Raw genomic sequence first — 15220 nt, 5'->3', positions numbered from 1 at the left:
GGCGCGTCCGCCTAGGCGTCCACCGACTCCTGCTCGTCGAGCCAGGAGACGATCCCCTCCAGCGCGTCGCGGCAGCTCCCGCAGCCGGTGCCCGCGCGGGTCCGCCGGGAGACCTCGTCGGCGGTGCGGGCGCCGTCCTGCCAGCAGGCGCGGATCTGCCCCTTGCTGACGTTGTTGCAGTTGCAGACCGTCGCCGCGTCCGGCATCCGCACCGGCGACGCCGCCTCCGGAGCGCCGCCGAGCCCCGGGAACAGCAGGTCGAGGCGCTCGGACGGCAGCGGCGAGGCCCGGTCGTAGAGCTGGGTGAGCGTCCCGGCCGCGGACGTCTCGCCGAGCAGGATCGCGCCGATCAGCCGGCCGTCCCGGATCACCGCCTTCTTGTAGGTGCCGCGCGCCGCGTCGGTGAACCGGACGACCTCCACGCCGTCGTCGTCGTCGCCGAAGTGCGTCTCCCCCATCGACGCCAGCTCGATGCCCGCCGCCTTCAGCCGGGTGATCTGCCGGGCGCCGGTGAAGCGCGCGGCCGGGTCGGTGCCGGCGAGCAGCCCGGCCAGCACGGCCGCCTGCTCCCACGCGGGCGCGACGAGTCCGTACACCTCGTCGCGGTGCTCCGAGCACTCTCCGATCGCGCGGACGGACGGGTCGGTGACCGAGCGCAGCTCGTCGTCGACGACCACCGCCCGGCCGATCGCCAGGCCGGCGTCGCGGGCCAGCGACACCTCGGGCCGCACGCCGCACGACAGGATGACCAGATCGGTGTCCAGGACCTCCCTGCCCCCGTCCGGCAGCGCCAGCTCGACGCCGGTGACCGTGCGGTCGCCGCCGGTGCCGGTGGTGCGCAGCCCGGCGACGTTCGCCTGCAGGCGGGTGCCGATGCCGAGGCTCGCGAGCGTCCGCGCCAGCACCTTGCCCGCGGCGGGGTCGAGCTGCCGCTCCATCAGGTGCCCGGCAAGGTGCAGGACCGTCACCTCCAGCCCGCGGCCCATCAGCCCGCGCGCCGCCTCGATGCCGAGCAGCCCGCCGCCGACCACGACCGCGCGCTTCGCCGACTCGGCCAGCTCGGAGATCCGGCGGCAGTCGTCGAGCGTGCGGAACACCAGCGCCCCGACGGGCAGCCCGTCCCGCAGGCCCGGCATCGGCGGGACGAACGCGGTGCTGCCGGTCGCCAGCACGAGCGTGCCGTAGCGGGTGACGGTGCCGTCGGAGGCGTGCACGGCGCGCGCCTCCCGGTCGACGCGGACGACCTCCACGCCGAGCCGGGCGTCCACCCCGTGCGAGGCGTACCAGGCCGCGTCGACCAGGCTGATGTGGTCCGGCCTGGTCTTCCCGGCGAGGACGTTCGACAGCAGCACCCGGTTGTAGGGCCGCTGCGTCTCGGCGCCGAACACCGTGACGGGCACGCCGGGGTCGCGGGAGCGCAGCTCGCTGACGAACCGGGCCCCGGCCATCCCGTTCCCGACGACGACGATCCGTTCGCGGTTCACCTGACCTCCAGCGGCAGGAGCACGGGCTTGATCTGCTCGCGCTCGACCTCGAACTCGATGCTCGGGTCGGGGGTCTGCGGCGCGTTGACGAACGAGACGAACCGGCGGAGCCGGTCGGGGTCGTCGAGGGTGTCGCGCCACTCGTCGGAGTAGGCGGCCACGTGCCGCTCCATCGCGGCGTCCAGCTCGGCGCAGATGCCGAGCCGGTCGTCCACGATCACCTCGCGCAGGTAGCCGACGCCGCCGTCGAGGGCCTCCAGCCAGCTCGCGGTGCGCTGCAGCCGGTCGGCGGTGCGGATGTAGAACATCAGGAACCGGTCGATGGTGCGGATCAGCTCCTCGTCGGACAGGTCGGAGGCGAACAGGTCGGCGTGCCGTGGCCGCATGCCGCCGTTGCCGGCGAGGTAGAGGTTCCAGCCGTTCTCGGTGGCGATGACGCCGAAGTCCTTGCTCTGCGCCTCCGCGCACTCGCGGGCGCAGCCCGACACCGCCGACTTCAGCTTGTGCGGGGCGCGCAGCCCCCGGTACCGCAGCTCCAGCCGGATCGCCATCGCGACCGAGTCCTGCACGCCGTAGCGGCACCAGGTGGAGCCGACGCACGACTTCACCGTCCGCAGCGCCTTGCCGTAGGCGTGCCCGGACTCGAACCCGGCGTCGACGAGCCGCCTCCAGATCTCCGGGAGCTGCTCGACGCGGGCGCCGAACAGGTCGATCCGCTGCCCGCCGGTGATCTTGGTGTAGAGGCCGAAGTCGCGGGCCACCTCGCCGATCACGATCAGCTTCTCCGGGGTGATCTCGCCGCCGGGGACCCGCGGCACGACCGAGTACGTGCCGTTCTTCTGCAGGTTGGCCAGGAAGTGGTCGTTGGTGTCCTGCAGCGCGGCCTGCTCGCCCTCCAGGATGTGCCCGTTGCCGAGGCTGGCGAGGATGGACGCGACGGCGGGCTTGCAGATGTCGCAGCCCCGGCCGCGGCCGTGCTCCTGGACGAGCTGGGTGAAGCTGGTGACCCGCCCGCCCCGGATGATGTCGAACAGCTCCGCGCGGCTGTAGTCGAAGTGCTCGCAGATCGCCTTGCTGACCTCGATGCCGGCGGCGGTCAGCTCGGCGTCCAGGATCTTCTTCACCAGCGGAACGCAGCTGCCGCAGCTCGTCCCGGCCTTCGTGCAGCCCTTGACCGCGGCCACGTCGGTGAGCGACTCCGCCGCGATCGCGCCGCGGATCGTCTCGGCGGTGACGTTGTTGCAGGAGCAGATGACGGTCGCGCCCGGCAGGTCGCCGCCCGCGGCCTCCGTCCCGCCGAACAGCATCTGCTCGGGGGCGCCGGGCAGGTTCCCGCCGACGTAGGCGCGCAGCGTCCCGTAGGACTCGGCGTCGCCGACCAGCACACCGCCGAGCAGGGTCTTCGCGTCGTCGCTGACCACGAGCTTCTTGTAGACGCCGGCGACCGGGTCGGTGTAGGTGACGCCGAGCGCGCCCTGGTCCGGGCCGGCGAACGGGTCGCCGAAGCTGGCGACGTCCACGCCCATCAGCTTCAGCTTCGTGGACATGTCGGCGCCCTCGAACGCCGCGGTGCTGTCCGGGTTGAGCAGCCGGTCCGCGACCACCTCCGCCATCGAGAAGCAGGGCCCGACCAGCCCGTACACCGTCCCGTCCACGAGCGCGCACTCGCCGATCGCCCAGATCGCCGGGTCCTCGGTGCGGCAGGACGCGTCGACGACGATCCCGCCGCGCTCCCCCACCTGCAGCCCGCAGCCGCGGGCCAGCTCGTCGCGCGGCCGGATGCCGGCGGAGAACACCACGACCTCGGCGTCGATCCGCCGCCCGCCGGCGAGCGCGATGCCCGCGACGGCGCCGCCCGCGCCCGCCTCGAGCCGCTCCATCGGCTCCCCGGCGTGCACGGCCATGCCGAGGGCCTCGATGTGGCGGCGCAGCATCGCGCCGCCGCCCTCGTCGAGCTGGCGCGGCATCAGCCACGGCGCGACCTCCACGACGCCGCTGCGCAGCCCGAGCCCCTGGATGGCGCGGGCGGCCTCCAGGCCGAGCAGGCCCCCGCCGACCACGGCGCCGGTCGCCCGGCCCTTCGCGTACTCGCGGATCGCGTCCAGGTCGTCGATGGTGCGGTAGACGAACACGCCGGGCAGGTCCCGGCCCTGCACCGGCGGCACGAACGGCGCCGACCCGGTGGCCAGCACCAGCGCGTCGTAGCGGACGGTGCGTCCGGCCGAGGTCGCCACGGTGCGGGCGGCGCGGTCGATCGCGGTGACCTGCTCGCCGGTGACGACGGCGACCTCGCCGCCGTGCGCCGGGTAGGCGAGGTCGGCGCCCTCCAGGTGGGTGGTCAGCGCCACCCGGTCGTAGGCGGTGCGCGGCTCCTCGCCGATGACGGTGACCGTCCACGTCCCGGCGGCGTCGCGCTCGCGCAGGGCCTCCACCAGGCGGTGCGAGGCCGGTCCGTGGCCGACCACGACCAGGTGCATGTCCGGTTCGTTGCGGGCTTCCATGCCTTGATCCTCGGAGAGCCTTATTTCCCGTATGGGTCCCGAACGTCACCCCCGCGTTAACTGGCGCTCACACCCGCGGCGCGGGTCCGGCGGGCGCGGGCGGCACTGTGCGGCACTGGGCGACCGCACAGAATTTCGATTTCCCACGGCGTACGCATTCATTTCGCCGCCTTCTTGGCGGACGATGTGCGGACCGGGCGCGCGCCCGGTGATCGGGGACGCGGGAGCCGGAAACGACGAGGAGGCGGCATTGCGCAACGTCATCGGCATGGTGCTCACGGGTCTGGGCGCGTTCCTCCTGATCACCGCCGTGCTGGTCCGCTTCTACGTCACCCCTCGGCTGATCGCCGCGCCGACCGACGTCTACCAGGTCACGCGGCTGCGCGCCGACAATGCCACCTATTTCGACGCCGCGTCCGTCAAGCAGGTCACCGGCGCGACCGTGGTCGCCACCAACACCGTCCGCGGCGACGTGACGTCCTCGCACGGCGACGTCGCCGTCTGGGACTCGGCGACGGTGATCCAGGACGTCGCGCGCGGCACCACGATCGAGGTCCAGAACCAGCGGGTCGCCTTCGACCGCCGCACCGGGCGGCTCACGGCCTGCTGCGGCGCCTCGGTGGACGGCGACGTGTCCGCGCGGCAGACGGGGCTCGGGCTGTTCTGGCCGGTGCACGCCACCAAGAAGGCCAAGCCGGTGTACGACCCGGCGACGCGGCGGGCCTGGCCGGCGGTCTACGCCGGCACGGAGCGGGTGCACGGCATCGTCGCCTGGCGGTTCGTCCAGCACATCCCGGACACCAAGGTGGCGGGGAAGGCCCTGCCGGACGTGCCGGGCGAGCTGCTCGGGCGCGCCAAGGGCGGCCCCGCGGTCCCGGTCGACCGCTACTACCAGGCGGACGCGACGTACTGGGTGGACCCGCGCACCGGCAACCCGATCGACCAGGAGCAGAAGGTGCTGTCCACCCTGCGGCCGAAGAGCGGCCCGGGCCGCCTCGTCGTGGGGCGGATGGACCTGCGGATGACGCCGGAGTCGCAGAGATCGCTGCGGGCGAAGTCGGCGGACGGCGCGTCGAAGATCGACCTGCTGCGGATCGCCGTCCCGGTCGGCGCGGCGGCGGTCGGCGCGGTCCTGCTGGCGGCCGGGGCCGTGGTCGGCGGGGCGGGGCGGCGGCGGTCGCCGGGCGGCCGGCAGCGCGGCGAGCCGCTCGCCGCCACCCGCGGATCCGCCCGTTGAGTCCCTGATTTAGGGGTACGCCCTTCGGGACGCCCGGACCGGACCTGTGGGCGGCGGCTGCCGCAGGCGGCGCTCAGGCGGGGGTGAGGACGAGCGCGGCGTCGTGGCCGCCGAACCCGAACGAGTTCGACAGCACCGGCGCCGCCGCGGGGATCGCGCGCGCCTCGCCGTGGACGACGTCGATCAGCCCGGTCTCCTCGTCCGGACCGGCGAAGTTCGCCGTCGGCGGGACGAGCCCGGCGGCGGCGCAGCGCAGCGCGACGATCGCCTCCAGGGCGCCGCCCGCGCCCAGGATGTGGCCGGTCACGCCCTTGGTCGCGGTGACGGGCGGGGCGTCGCCGCCGAAGCAGCGGTCGATCGCCAGGGCCTCGGCGCCGTCGTTGCTGCGCGTCCCGGTGGCGTGCGCCGAGACGTGCCCGACGTCGCGCGGGCCGAGCCGCGCGTCGGCGAGGGCCGCGGCCATGCAGCGGGCGGCGACGCGGCCGTCCTTGCGCGGCGCGACGATGTGCGCGGCGTCGCTCGCGGCCGCGTACCCGGCGATCTCGCCGTGCACGCGGGCACCGCGGGCGGCCGCGCGGTCGGCGCGCTCCAGCACCAGGAACGCGGCGGCCTCGCCGACGACGAACCCGTCCCGGTCCGCGTCGAACGGGCGGCTCGCGGTGTGCGGCGCGTCGTCGCGGCGGGCGAGCGTGCCGATGCGCGCGAACGCCGCCATCACGAACGGCGTGAGGACCGCGTCGACACCGCCCGCCACGGCCGCGTCGATCCGGCCGGCGCGGATCGCGAGGGCGGCCTCGCCGATCGCGGTGGCGCCGCTGGCGCAGCCGGTCGAGTACGTCGGGCACGGGCCCTCGAACCCGTGCCGGATCGAGATGTTCGCGGCGGTCGCGTTCGGCATGACCATCGGGACGGTGGGGACCGGGACGCGGTGCAGGGTGCCGGCGTGCTCGTGCCCGCCGAGCGCGACCACCGAGGCGAGGTTCGCGGCGGCCGTCCCCACGTACACGCCGCGCCGCCAGGGCGCGGGGGCGTCCGGGCCGCCCAGGGCGGCGTCGGCGAGCGCGTCCTCGGCGGCGGCGACGCCGAGGCGCGTCATGCGGTCGAGCCGCCGCATCTCGGGGCGGGTGAAGTAGCACTCCTCCTCGAACGGCTGCGCGGGGCATCCGTAGGAGACGGCCGTCCCCGCCTCGAGCAGCTGCTGGACGTGGACGGCCTGCGACTTCCCGGAGAAGACGGCGGCGACGACCTCGTCCGGGGTGCCGCCCGCCGGGCTCTTCACGCCGAACCCGGTGACCACCACCCGGGGAGTTCCGTCGGCCCGGCGCGCAGTCGCCATCCGTCACCTCGCGGTCGTCTCGGAAACGCAGGGATTGGACGCTAGCGGCCGCCCGCGCGCCGCCACTTGCCTCTGCGGGCACATTTCCGGCGGGTGTTTTTGTCACCACCACGCGAGAACTCCGGAAACGCCTTTACCGCGGCGCGGATGAAGGGGCGCCGGCGCCCCGCGCTCCCGGCGAGGGCCCGGGCACGGCCGGCTCAGCGTTCGCGGCCCGCGGCCGACGTCATGGGCAGGCGCGGGTCGGCGGCCAGGCCGGCCCAACCGTCGCGGACCCATGCGTGCGCCGGGTCGTCGCAGATCCGCCAGGCCCGCTCCTCCCCCGGGCCCGCCATCACGTTCAGGTAGTACAGGTCGTAGCCGGGCACCGCCATCGAGGGCCCGTGCCAGCCGTGCGGGATCAGCACGACGTCGCCGGTCCGGACCTCCTCCAGCACGTCGATCGGGCGGTCCGCGGTCCCGTACACCCGCTGGTAGCCCATGCCGGGACGGCCGCCGGGACCGTCCGCGACCTCGAAGTAGTAGATCTCCTCGAGCACCGATTCGGTGGGCGTCGGCTCGTCGTGCTTGTGCGGCGGGTAGGACGACCAGTTACCGCCGGGGGTCAGCACCTCGCAGGCGATGAGCCGGTCGGCCTCGAACGCGTCCGGGGTGCAGAAGTTGTTCACCTGGCGGCTCGCCGATCCGGCGCCGCGCAGCTCGACCGGCACCCGCTCGGCGGGGCCGTAGCGCGGCGGCAGCCGGCGCTCGCAGCGGGCGGACGGCAGCGCGAACCGGCCGCCGTCCCGCGACGACACGGCCACCGCGGCGTCGCGCGGCGCGTAGGCGAAGTCGGTGACGCGGGAGAAGACGTCGGCGCGCCCTCGCAGGTCGAACGTCACCTCGTCCTCGCCCGGGATGGTGACGGCGGCGCGGAACGACCCGGCGAGCGGCAGCACGAGCGTCTCGGCGTCCCCCGTCTCGACGGTCGCCTCCTCACCGGGGCCGAGCGTCAGGACGCGCAGGCCCGAGTAGGCCCATCCGGCGTCCGCCGGAGCGATGTCCACATCGGTCATCGCGTCCTCCTCGCAGGTGTGCACGGCGCCGCCACGATCCCGGCGGGGGCGGCGCGGCGTTCGGCGAACATTCCCGTGCTCACGCGGTGGCCTCCTCGCCGGAGCCCGGCGCGCGCCGGGCGGTGAGCAGCCGCTCGACCTCGCCGGCGGTCGGCATGGCGTCGGCGCAGGCCCGCCGGGACGCGACGATCGCCCCGGCGGCGCCGGCGAACCGCACGGTCCGCTCCAGGTCCCAGCCGCGCAGCAGCCCGTGGCAGAGCGCGCCGCCGAACGCGTCCCCGGCGCCGAGCCCGTTGACCACCTCGACCGGCGTCGGCGGGACCTCGACGGCGCCGTCCGCGGACGCGGCGAGGACGCCGCGCGGGCCCTGCTTGACGACGGCGACCGACACGCCGAGGTCCAGCAGGGCGCGGGCGGCGGCGCGCGGCTCGCGCTCGCCGACGGCGACCTCGCACTCCTCGAGGTTGCCGACCGCGACGGTCGCGTGCCGCAGCGCCTCGCGCACCCGCGCGCGGGCCGCGTCCGGCGACTCCCAGAACATCGGCCGGTAGTCCAGGTCGAGGACGGTGGTGCCGGGGTGCGCGGCGAGCGCGGCGACCGTCGCCGCGCGGCTCGGCTCCTGCGACAGCCCGGTGACCGTCGCCCAGAAGATCCGGGCGGCGGCGATCGCGTCCAGGTCCAGCTCGGCGGCGCGGATCTGCATGTCGGGCGCCTTCGGGTACCGGTAGAAGTACAGCGGGAAGTCGTCCGGCGGGAAGATCTCGCAGAACGCCAGGGGCGTCGGCAGGCCCGGCACCTCGGTGACGAACCGGTCGTCCACGCCGTAACCCTTGAGCGCAGCGCGGACGAACCGCCCGAACGGGTCGGCGCCGGTGCGGGTGACGACCGCCGTGCGGTGCCCGTACCGGGCGGCGGCGACCGCCACGTTCGTGGGGCTGCCCCCGAGGTACTTGCCGAACGTCTCGACGTCCTCCAGCGGGACCCCGATCTGCTGCGGGTAGACGTCGACGCTCACCCGGCCCATCGTGATCAGGTCGTGGGGCGCTCCGGTCTCGGGCGCGGGCGTCATCGGCGGACCTCCTCGATCGCGACGGTGCGGCGCTCGCGGCGGGAGATCTCGCACGCCTCCGCGATATAGAGCGCCTCGAGGCCCTCCTCGGGCGGGCACGGGCTGGCCGTGCCGTCGGCGACCATCCGGGCGAACGCCGCCAGTTCGGCGGCGTAGGCGTCGGCGAACCGCTCCAGGAACCCGGTGTGCGCGGGCCCGGCCGGGCGGATGCCCCCGGCGGCCGGGGACAGCGGCGTCCCGTCGTCCAGCCCGGCGACGACCCCGTCCAGCGACCCGAGGACCTCCAGCCGCACGTCGTAGCCGGCCGCGTTGTAGCGGGTCGCGGACACCAGCGCGAGCGTCCCGTCGTCCAGCGTCAGCGTCGCCGCGCCGGTGTCGACGTCGCCGGCCTCGGCGAAGGCGGCCGAGCCGCGGTTGGCGCCGGTCGCGGTCGCCTCGGTCACCTCGCGGCCGGTGACGAACCGGACGGCGTCGAAATCGTGCACCGAGCAGTCGCGGAACAGCCCGCCGGAGCCGGGGATGTAGTCGTCCGGCGGCGGCACCGGGTCCAGCGTGCAGGAGCGGACGGTGTGCACCCAGCCGAGCCGGCCCGAGCGCACCGCGTCGCGCGCCGCGGCGTGGCCGGGGTCGAAGCGGCGCTGGAAGCCCACCTGCACGGGCACCCCCGCGCCGCGCACCGCGGCCAGGACCTCGATCGTCCCGGCCAGGTCGGGGGCGACGGGCTTCTCCACGAACACCGGCGTCCCCGCCTCGACGGCGCGCATCACCAGGCCGGCGTGCGCGTCCGTCGGCGCGGCGACGACCAGCGCGTCCAGCCCCGCGGTGAACAGCGCGCCGACGTCGGCGGCGGCCTGGACGCCGAGCCCGGCGGCCGCCTCCCGCGCCCGGCGCGGGTCGGCGTCGGCGACGACGACCTCCGCGACCCCGGGCAGCGTGCGCAGCGTCCGCGCGTGCGCGGTCCCGATCCGTCCCGCTCCAGCGAGCCCGATCCTCATCGCACCCCTTCCGGCCGTGAATCCGGACCGAGTCTCATGGAACGCTCCAAGAGCTGTCAACATTATGTCCTGACATGATGTCTTAATTATCTCCAGACGGCCGGTGGACTAGGCTGCCTCCCGACCCGCGAAAGGAGGCCCGCGTGCACGGACCGACGGTCACGCTGGACCGCGGCAGCCCGGTGCCGCTGTACTTCCAGGTCGCCCAGCAGCTCGAGGCGGCCATCCGGTCCGGCGAGCTGCCGCCGGGCGCCCGGCTGGACAACGAGCTCGACCTCGCCGCCCGGTACCGGCTGTCCCGGCCGACCGTCCGGCAGGCGATCCAGCACCTGGTCGACAAGGGGCTCCTCGTCCGCAAGCGCGGCGTCGGCACCCAGGTCGTCCAGGCGCAGGTGCGGCGGCCGATCGAGCTGACCAGCCTGCACGACGACCTCGCCGCGGCGGGCGCCGAGCCGCGCACCCGGGTGCTGGAGTTCGGGCCCGCGCCGGCCGGCGACGAGGCCGCCGAGCGGCTCGGCGTCCCGCCCGGCACCGAGGTGCTGCGGCTGCGTCGGCTGCGGCTCACCGGCGGCGAGCCGCTGGCGCTGCTCACCAATGTGCTGCCCGCCGGGCTGATCGACGTCACCGCCGAGCACCTCGCCGAGCACGGCCTGTACGAGACCCTGCGCGCGGCCGGGGTCAACCTGCGGATCGCGCACCAGACGATCGGGGCGCGCGCCGCGACCGCCGCGGAGGCGCGGCTGCTGGACGAGCGGAGCGGCACCCCGCTTCTCACCATGACCCGCACCGCCTTCGACGACAACGGCACCGCCGTCGAGTACGGCGACCACGTCTACCGGGCCGACCGGTACTCCTTCTCCCACACGCTCGTGGGCCGCTGACCCTCCCGCCGGCCGCGCGCCGGCGGGAGGCCGCCGCGCTAGGCGGGAGGCCGCCGCGCTAGGCGGGAGGCCGCCGCGCCGGGCGCGGGCCCGGCGCGGCGGCGCCGCTCACCGGCTCAGCCGGGCGATGCTGCTCGCCGTGCCCCCCTTCTCCGCCTCGAACGCGACGGCGAGCAGACCGCTCGCACCCGGGACGGTCACGGACTGCGCACCGGCGCGCTTCACCTCGACGGTCTTCGTGCCGAGCACCTTGCCGTCCCAGACCGTCACGTGCGCGGTGCCGGGACCGGTCGCCCGCAGCCGGAAGGTCGTCGAGCCGCCGGACACCTTCGGCGCGCCGGTGATGCGCGCGCTGTCGGAGCGCGGCGCGGCCGTGCCGCCCGCGAGCGCGATCCCGGTGCGGACGGCCTGCTCGATCGACTCGGGCGAGTTCACCGAGGCCGCCGCGTCGGTCGGCATCACCGGCGCGGGCGGGGTGGTCGGCAGGCCAGGGTCCGGAGTGTAGCCGGGCAGGGTCGTCTGACCCCACCGGTACGGGTCGCCCTGCACGCCGCCCCAGGTCGACCAGCCGATCCGGGTCTGGCCGGTCTTGTCCTGGGTGTCGGAGTCGTAGACGAACACGTTCAGGCCCATCCGCGCCGGGTCCACGGCGGTCGGCAGGTCCTTGAACGGGATCTTCGCCTCGATGGTGTAGCCGTCGTAGGGCTGGTTCACCGTGGCTGCCACCTGCATGCCGGGCGCGGCGTCGGCGCCGCCCTGGTGGGCGTCGGCGTCGCGCTCGAAGCACGGCTTGCCGTCCGCCATCTGCGGGAAGATGCCGGTCTTGAAGGTGGTCGAGGTGTTCTCGGAGTCGCCGCGCGGGTCGATCCCGATCTCGACCGAGTCGGTGCGCCAGTGCCGCTTGCAGTCGTCGGCGCCGAGAACCGTGCCCTGCTTGTCGTCGCGGACCTTGACCAGCACGTTCAGCGCGTCGTCGGTCCAGGTGACCTTGCCGGTCGCCGAGCAGTCGGCGGCCGACGCGCAGGCGTCGCCCTCCCACACCCGCGACAGGTTCAGCTCGGCGCCGGCGTACTCGCCGGCCTCCTCCTTGCCGTCGATCTTCGGCGCGGCGGACGCCTTGGGGATCTCGGCGACGGGGACCAGCTCCAGCGCCGCCTGCTCCACGTCGGCCGGGCCGGACGACGGGGTGGTGGTGATGGTGTAGTCGTAGTCGCCGCCGGAGCCGCCCTCGTTCGAGGTCGGCAGCGAGGCGTCGGTGTCGGTGACCGTGAAGGTCGCCGTGCCCTTGGCGCCGGCCGCGAGCGTGTACGGCTTGGACGCGGCGTCGGCGGAGAAGCCCTTCGGCAGGTCGAGCTTGACCGTGCCGGACTGCGCGGACGAGGTGGTGTTCACCAGGTCCACCCGCACGTCGCGGGACTTGCCCGATCCGACCGTCAGCACGCGCTTCATCTGCCCGATGAGCGCGGGCACGCCGGTCTTGGCGGCCCAGGTGTCGAAGTCGTCGACGCGGGGCAGCGGCTGCTGCTGCCCGGTGACGGGCGGCTGGACGTTCACCATCGTGGCGGTCTGGCCGGTGGCGCGGCCGGACGCCAGCGTCGCGGCGATCCGCGCGCGGCCCACGGAGGCGCCCGCGGGCGGCGTCACGGTGAACGTCGCGGTCCGCTCACTGGATCCGACTTTGCCCAGGTCACCGCTGCCTGTCACGTTCCATCCGGACGGCACGGACAGCGCCGCCCGCGCGTTCTTCAGCTGCTTCGGCGCGCTCGCGTGCGCCGTCACCTTGAACGCCGCGCCGGGCGTCACCCCGTACGACGCCGTCGTCAGGTAGAACTGCGTGCCGAGCGGCAGGCCGCCCTTGCCGGGCGTCACCGCGCCCTCCAGCGGCGCCGACGGGTCGGTGTTGCCGAGCGTGAACGGCACGCGGCTCGCGATCTGCGTGAGGTAGTCGCAGCCGATCTTCGACGGGTCGGACGGCGCGTCCGGGAACCCGGCCCAGCCCTGGCTGACGTACAGCCGCTGCGCCTCCCGCTCGACCTGCGCCCACGTCTTGCCGCCGTTGCGGGCCGACGCGCGGCCGCCCCAAACCCCGTACGCCACCGACGCCGGCGTGTCGGGGGTGACCTTGGCGGCGCACTCCTGCCCGGTCGGGCCGGTCGCCCCGCCGCCCTGGAACAGCCGTCCCGGCGCCCAGGTCTTCAGGCCCTCCTTGCTCAGCTGGGTGGGGAACGCCTTGGGGTCGGCGGCGGCGTAGTACGCCTCGGTCGCCAGCCGCGCGGCCTCCTGGTGGTTGCCGTGCTGGCCGGGCAGCGGCGCCGGGTTCATCGTCACGATCACCTTGGGCCGGGTCTCGCGGACGATCCGCACGACCTTCGCCAGGGCGTCGTCGTGGCCCCAGGTGTCCTCGGTGAGAGGGGCGCTCACCGTGTAGTAGAAGTCGACCTTGTCGAGGTTGTGGACGTCGGTGACGCCCGCCTTGCCGACCGCGCGGCGCTCCTCGTCCTCGCGGAGCAGGCCGAGCGCCGGGCCCTCCTCGGTCCCCGCGGCGTTGCCGCCGCCCTCGCCGCGGGTGACGGTCAGCACGCCGGTCCTGGCCTTGTCGAACTCGTTCCACTGGCCCAGGGTCGACAGGGTGCCGGACTCGTCGTCGGGGTGCGCCCCGACGAACAGCACGTCCAGCCGGCCCCGCTCTGCCGGTGCCGTGCGGTCGGACGGTGCCGTCCGCGCCTGCGCGGGCTGGCCGGCCAGCGCGATGGCCGAGCCCGCCAGCGCGGCGGACAGGACGGCGGGTAGGGCGAGTCTTCGCATGAACTCTCCTGTTCCATTGCGGGGCCGCTGGGGGGCGGCCCCGGACTCCCTACTCCTTGATGGCCCCCGAGAGCATCCCTGCAATGAACCGCCGTTGCAGGAAGACATAGACGATCACGATGGGCGCGGCGATGATCAGCGCGCCCGCCATGAGCAGCGAGTAGTCGGTCTTGTGCGCGCCCTGGAAGAACGACAGCCCGAGCGGCGCGGTGCGCAGCCCCTCGTCGGAGTTGACGATCACCAGCGGGAGCAGGAACTCGTTCCAGGTCCACATGGTGATCAGCACGACCATGGTGAGGATGGCGGGCCGGCCGATCGGCACCAGCACCCGCCACAGGGTCGTCCAGCTCGACGCGCCGTCCATCCGGGCCGCCTCCATCAGCGACGGGGGGACGCTGCGGAAGTAGGCGCGCATCCAGAACGTGCCGAACGCGACCGACATGGCGACCTGCGGCAGGATCAGCCCGGCGTAGGTGTTGTCCAGCCCGGCCGAGCGCAGGTCGAAGTACAGCGGCACGACGACGGCCTCGGTGGGGATCGTGAGGCCCGCCAGGAACAGCAGGAACACCGCCCCCGCGCCGCGGAAGCGCATGACGCCGAGCGCGTACCCGGACATGATCGAGAATACGCTCGCCAGCACCACCGTGACGGCGGTGACGATGACGCTGTTGCGCAGGTAGCCGGCGAAGTGGCCCTCGTTCCAGGCGACCCGGAAGGTGTCGAACGACAGGCTGCCGGGCAGCTTCAGCGCCTGCGCGACGATGCCGATCATCGGGAACAGGGCGACCACCGCGAACAGCGCCAGCACGGCGTGGTTGAGGATCCGCTCGTAGCGCCTGCTCATTCGCCCTTCCCCTCGACCAGGCGGCCGATGCCCGCGGTGATCGCGAACGCCAGCACGGCCAGCGTGACGCCGATGGCGCAGCCGAGGCCGACCTCGCCGGTGTTGAACGTGCGGTTGTAGACCTCGTAGGCGGGCACCTTCGTCGAGTCGCCCGGGCCGCCCGAGGTCGCCATGTAGATGAGGTCGAAGTTGCGCACCGCCATGATCGTGGTGAGCGTCAGCGCGACCGACAGCTCGCGGCGCAGCCCCGGCAGGGTGACGGTGAAGAACTCCCGGACCGCGCCGGCGCCGTCGATCCGCGCCGCCTCGTACAGCTCCCGGGGGATCTTCTGCACGCCGGCGAGGAACAGCACCAGCGCGAGGCCGATCTCCACCCAGGTGCCGACGAGCCCGATGGCGGGCAGCGCGAAGGTGAAGTCGCCGAGCCAGCCGTGCCGCCAGTCGGGCAGCCCGAGGTCGTGCAGCCAGCCGAGGACGGTGTTGACGGGCCCGTGCGTGGAGTACACCCACTGCCACGCCACCGCGACCGCGACCATCGCGATGACCTGCGGCATGAACAGCACGGTGCGGAAGAACGTCAGGCCGCGGATCTTCGTCCGGGACATGACGGCCACCAGCACGAACGCGATGCAGCACGGCAGGATCGCGTAGAACACGATCAGCACCAGCAGGTGCCCGAACGCGCCTCGCAGCGTCGGGTCGGTCCAGGTGGCGGTGTAGTTGGACAGCCCCGCCCAGGTCGCCCGGCCGATGCCGTCCCAGTGGTAGAGGGAGAACTGCGCCCCGCGCACCAGCGGCCACAGCAGGAACGCCCCGTACACCGCCAGGGCCGGCAGCACGTACAGCCAGCCGACGGAGCGGGGCTCCCCCGGCGGCCGGGACCTGGCCCGGCGCCCCGCGGGCCGCCCGTTGCTCGAGCCGGTCGCCTCGGGCCCCGGCTCGGGGGTCTTCTGCCGCGCGACGGTCGTCATCTGCGCGCTCCTCGCTGTCACCTCGTCGGCGCGGGCCGCCGC

The 15220-nt window shown here is 74.4% G+C and carries 11 protein-coding genes; 2 read left to right on the top strand and 9 right to left on the bottom strand.

Annotated features, from left to right (window positions below):
• Positions 1 to 11: 11 nt before the first annotated feature.
• Positions 12 to 1484, bottom strand: coding sequence for an FAD-dependent oxidoreductase (locus tag F8568_RS09055; RefSeq protein ID WP_328600786.1), 1473 nt, complete (start codon positions 1482 to 1484; stop codon positions 12 to 14).
• Positions 1481 to 3985: a nitrite reductase large subunit NirB gene (gene nirB, locus F8568_RS09050; protein ID WP_407924464.1), complete on the bottom strand. Its 2505-nt coding sequence runs from the start codon at positions 3983 to 3985 to the stop codon at positions 1481 to 1483. The genes F8568_RS09055 and nirB overlap by 4 nt, the downstream gene beginning before the upstream one ends.
• 250 nt (positions 3986 to 4235) lie before the next feature.
• On the opposite strand from nirB, the gene F8568_RS09045 reads away from it, so the two are divergent.
• Positions 4236 to 5222, top strand: a complete 987-nt coding sequence (locus F8568_RS09045; RefSeq protein WP_160573550.1) for a DUF3068 domain-containing protein — start codon at positions 4236 to 4238, stop codon at positions 5220 to 5222.
• A 73-nt stretch (positions 5223 to 5295) separates the two neighbouring features.
• Here F8568_RS09045 and F8568_RS09040 read toward each other — a convergent pair whose 3' ends face one another.
• The 4 genes from F8568_RS09040 to F8568_RS09025 all read right to left on the bottom strand — a co-directional run bounded on the left by F8568_RS09040 (position 5296) and on the right by F8568_RS09025 (position 9677).
• Positions 5296 to 6558, bottom strand: coding sequence for a beta-ketoacyl-[acyl-carrier-protein] synthase family protein (locus tag F8568_RS09040; RefSeq protein WP_151593033.1), 1263 nt, complete (start codon positions 6556 to 6558; stop codon positions 5296 to 5298).
• Positions 6559 to 6758: 200 nt separating this feature from the next.
• Complete coding sequence (gene iolB / locus F8568_RS09035; protein ID WP_151593032.1) at positions 6759 to 7613, bottom strand: 5-deoxy-glucuronate isomerase; 855 nt, start codon at positions 7611 to 7613, stop codon at positions 6759 to 6761.
• 79 nt (positions 7614 to 7692) lie between these two features.
• Positions 7693 to 8682, bottom strand: a complete 990-nt coding sequence (gene iolC, locus F8568_RS09030; protein WP_151593031.1) for a 5-dehydro-2-deoxygluconokinase — start codon at positions 8680 to 8682, stop codon at positions 7693 to 7695.
• Positions 8679 to 9677 carry a Gfo/Idh/MocA family protein gene (locus tag F8568_RS09025; RefSeq protein WP_151593030.1) on the bottom strand — a complete coding sequence of 333 codons (999 nt, stop codon included), beginning with the start codon at positions 9675 to 9677 and terminating at the stop codon, positions 8679 to 8681. Before F8568_RS09025 ends, iolC begins: the two co-directional genes overlap by 4 nt.
• A gap of 143 nt (positions 9678 to 9820) precedes the next feature.
• Here F8568_RS09025 and F8568_RS09020 point away from each other — a divergent pair, with 143 nt between their 5' ends.
• Complete coding sequence (locus F8568_RS09020; RefSeq protein ID WP_151593029.1) at positions 9821 to 10558, top strand: GntR family transcriptional regulator; 738 nt, start codon at positions 9821 to 9823, stop codon at positions 10556 to 10558.
• A gap of 108 nt (positions 10559 to 10666) precedes the next feature.
• Here the strand turns inward: F8568_RS09020 and F8568_RS09015 are convergent, their stop codons facing one another.
• The 3 genes from F8568_RS09015 to F8568_RS09005 are packed head-to-tail and all read right to left on the bottom strand — an operon-like array spanning position 10667 to position 15178.
• Positions 10667 to 13363 carry a sugar-binding protein gene (locus F8568_RS09015; RefSeq protein WP_160573549.1) on the bottom strand — a complete coding sequence of 899 codons (2697 nt, stop codon included), beginning with the start codon at positions 13361 to 13363 and terminating at the stop codon, positions 10667 to 10669.
• A gap of 49 nt (positions 13364 to 13412) precedes the next feature.
• A complete protein-coding gene (locus tag F8568_RS09010) occupies positions 13413 to 14207 on the bottom strand; it encodes a carbohydrate ABC transporter permease (RefSeq protein WP_151593027.1) in 795 nt (264 codons plus the stop codon).
• Positions 14204 to 15178, bottom strand: coding sequence for a carbohydrate ABC transporter permease (locus F8568_RS09005; RefSeq protein ID WP_151593026.1), 975 nt, complete (start codon positions 15176 to 15178; stop codon positions 14204 to 14206). The genes F8568_RS09010 and F8568_RS09005 overlap by 4 nt, the downstream gene beginning before the upstream one ends.
• Between the last annotated feature and the right edge of the window lie 42 nt (positions 15179 to 15220).

Origin of the sequence: Actinomadura physcomitrii, assembly GCF_008923205.2 — a bacterium.
In the GTDB taxonomy this organism is placed as follows: domain Bacteria; phylum Actinomycetota; class Actinomycetes; order Streptosporangiales; family Streptosporangiaceae; genus Spirillospora; species Spirillospora physcomitrii.
The sequence above is the reverse complement of the archived record's forward strand: the minus strand, read 5'-3'. Positions and strand labels throughout refer to the sequence as shown.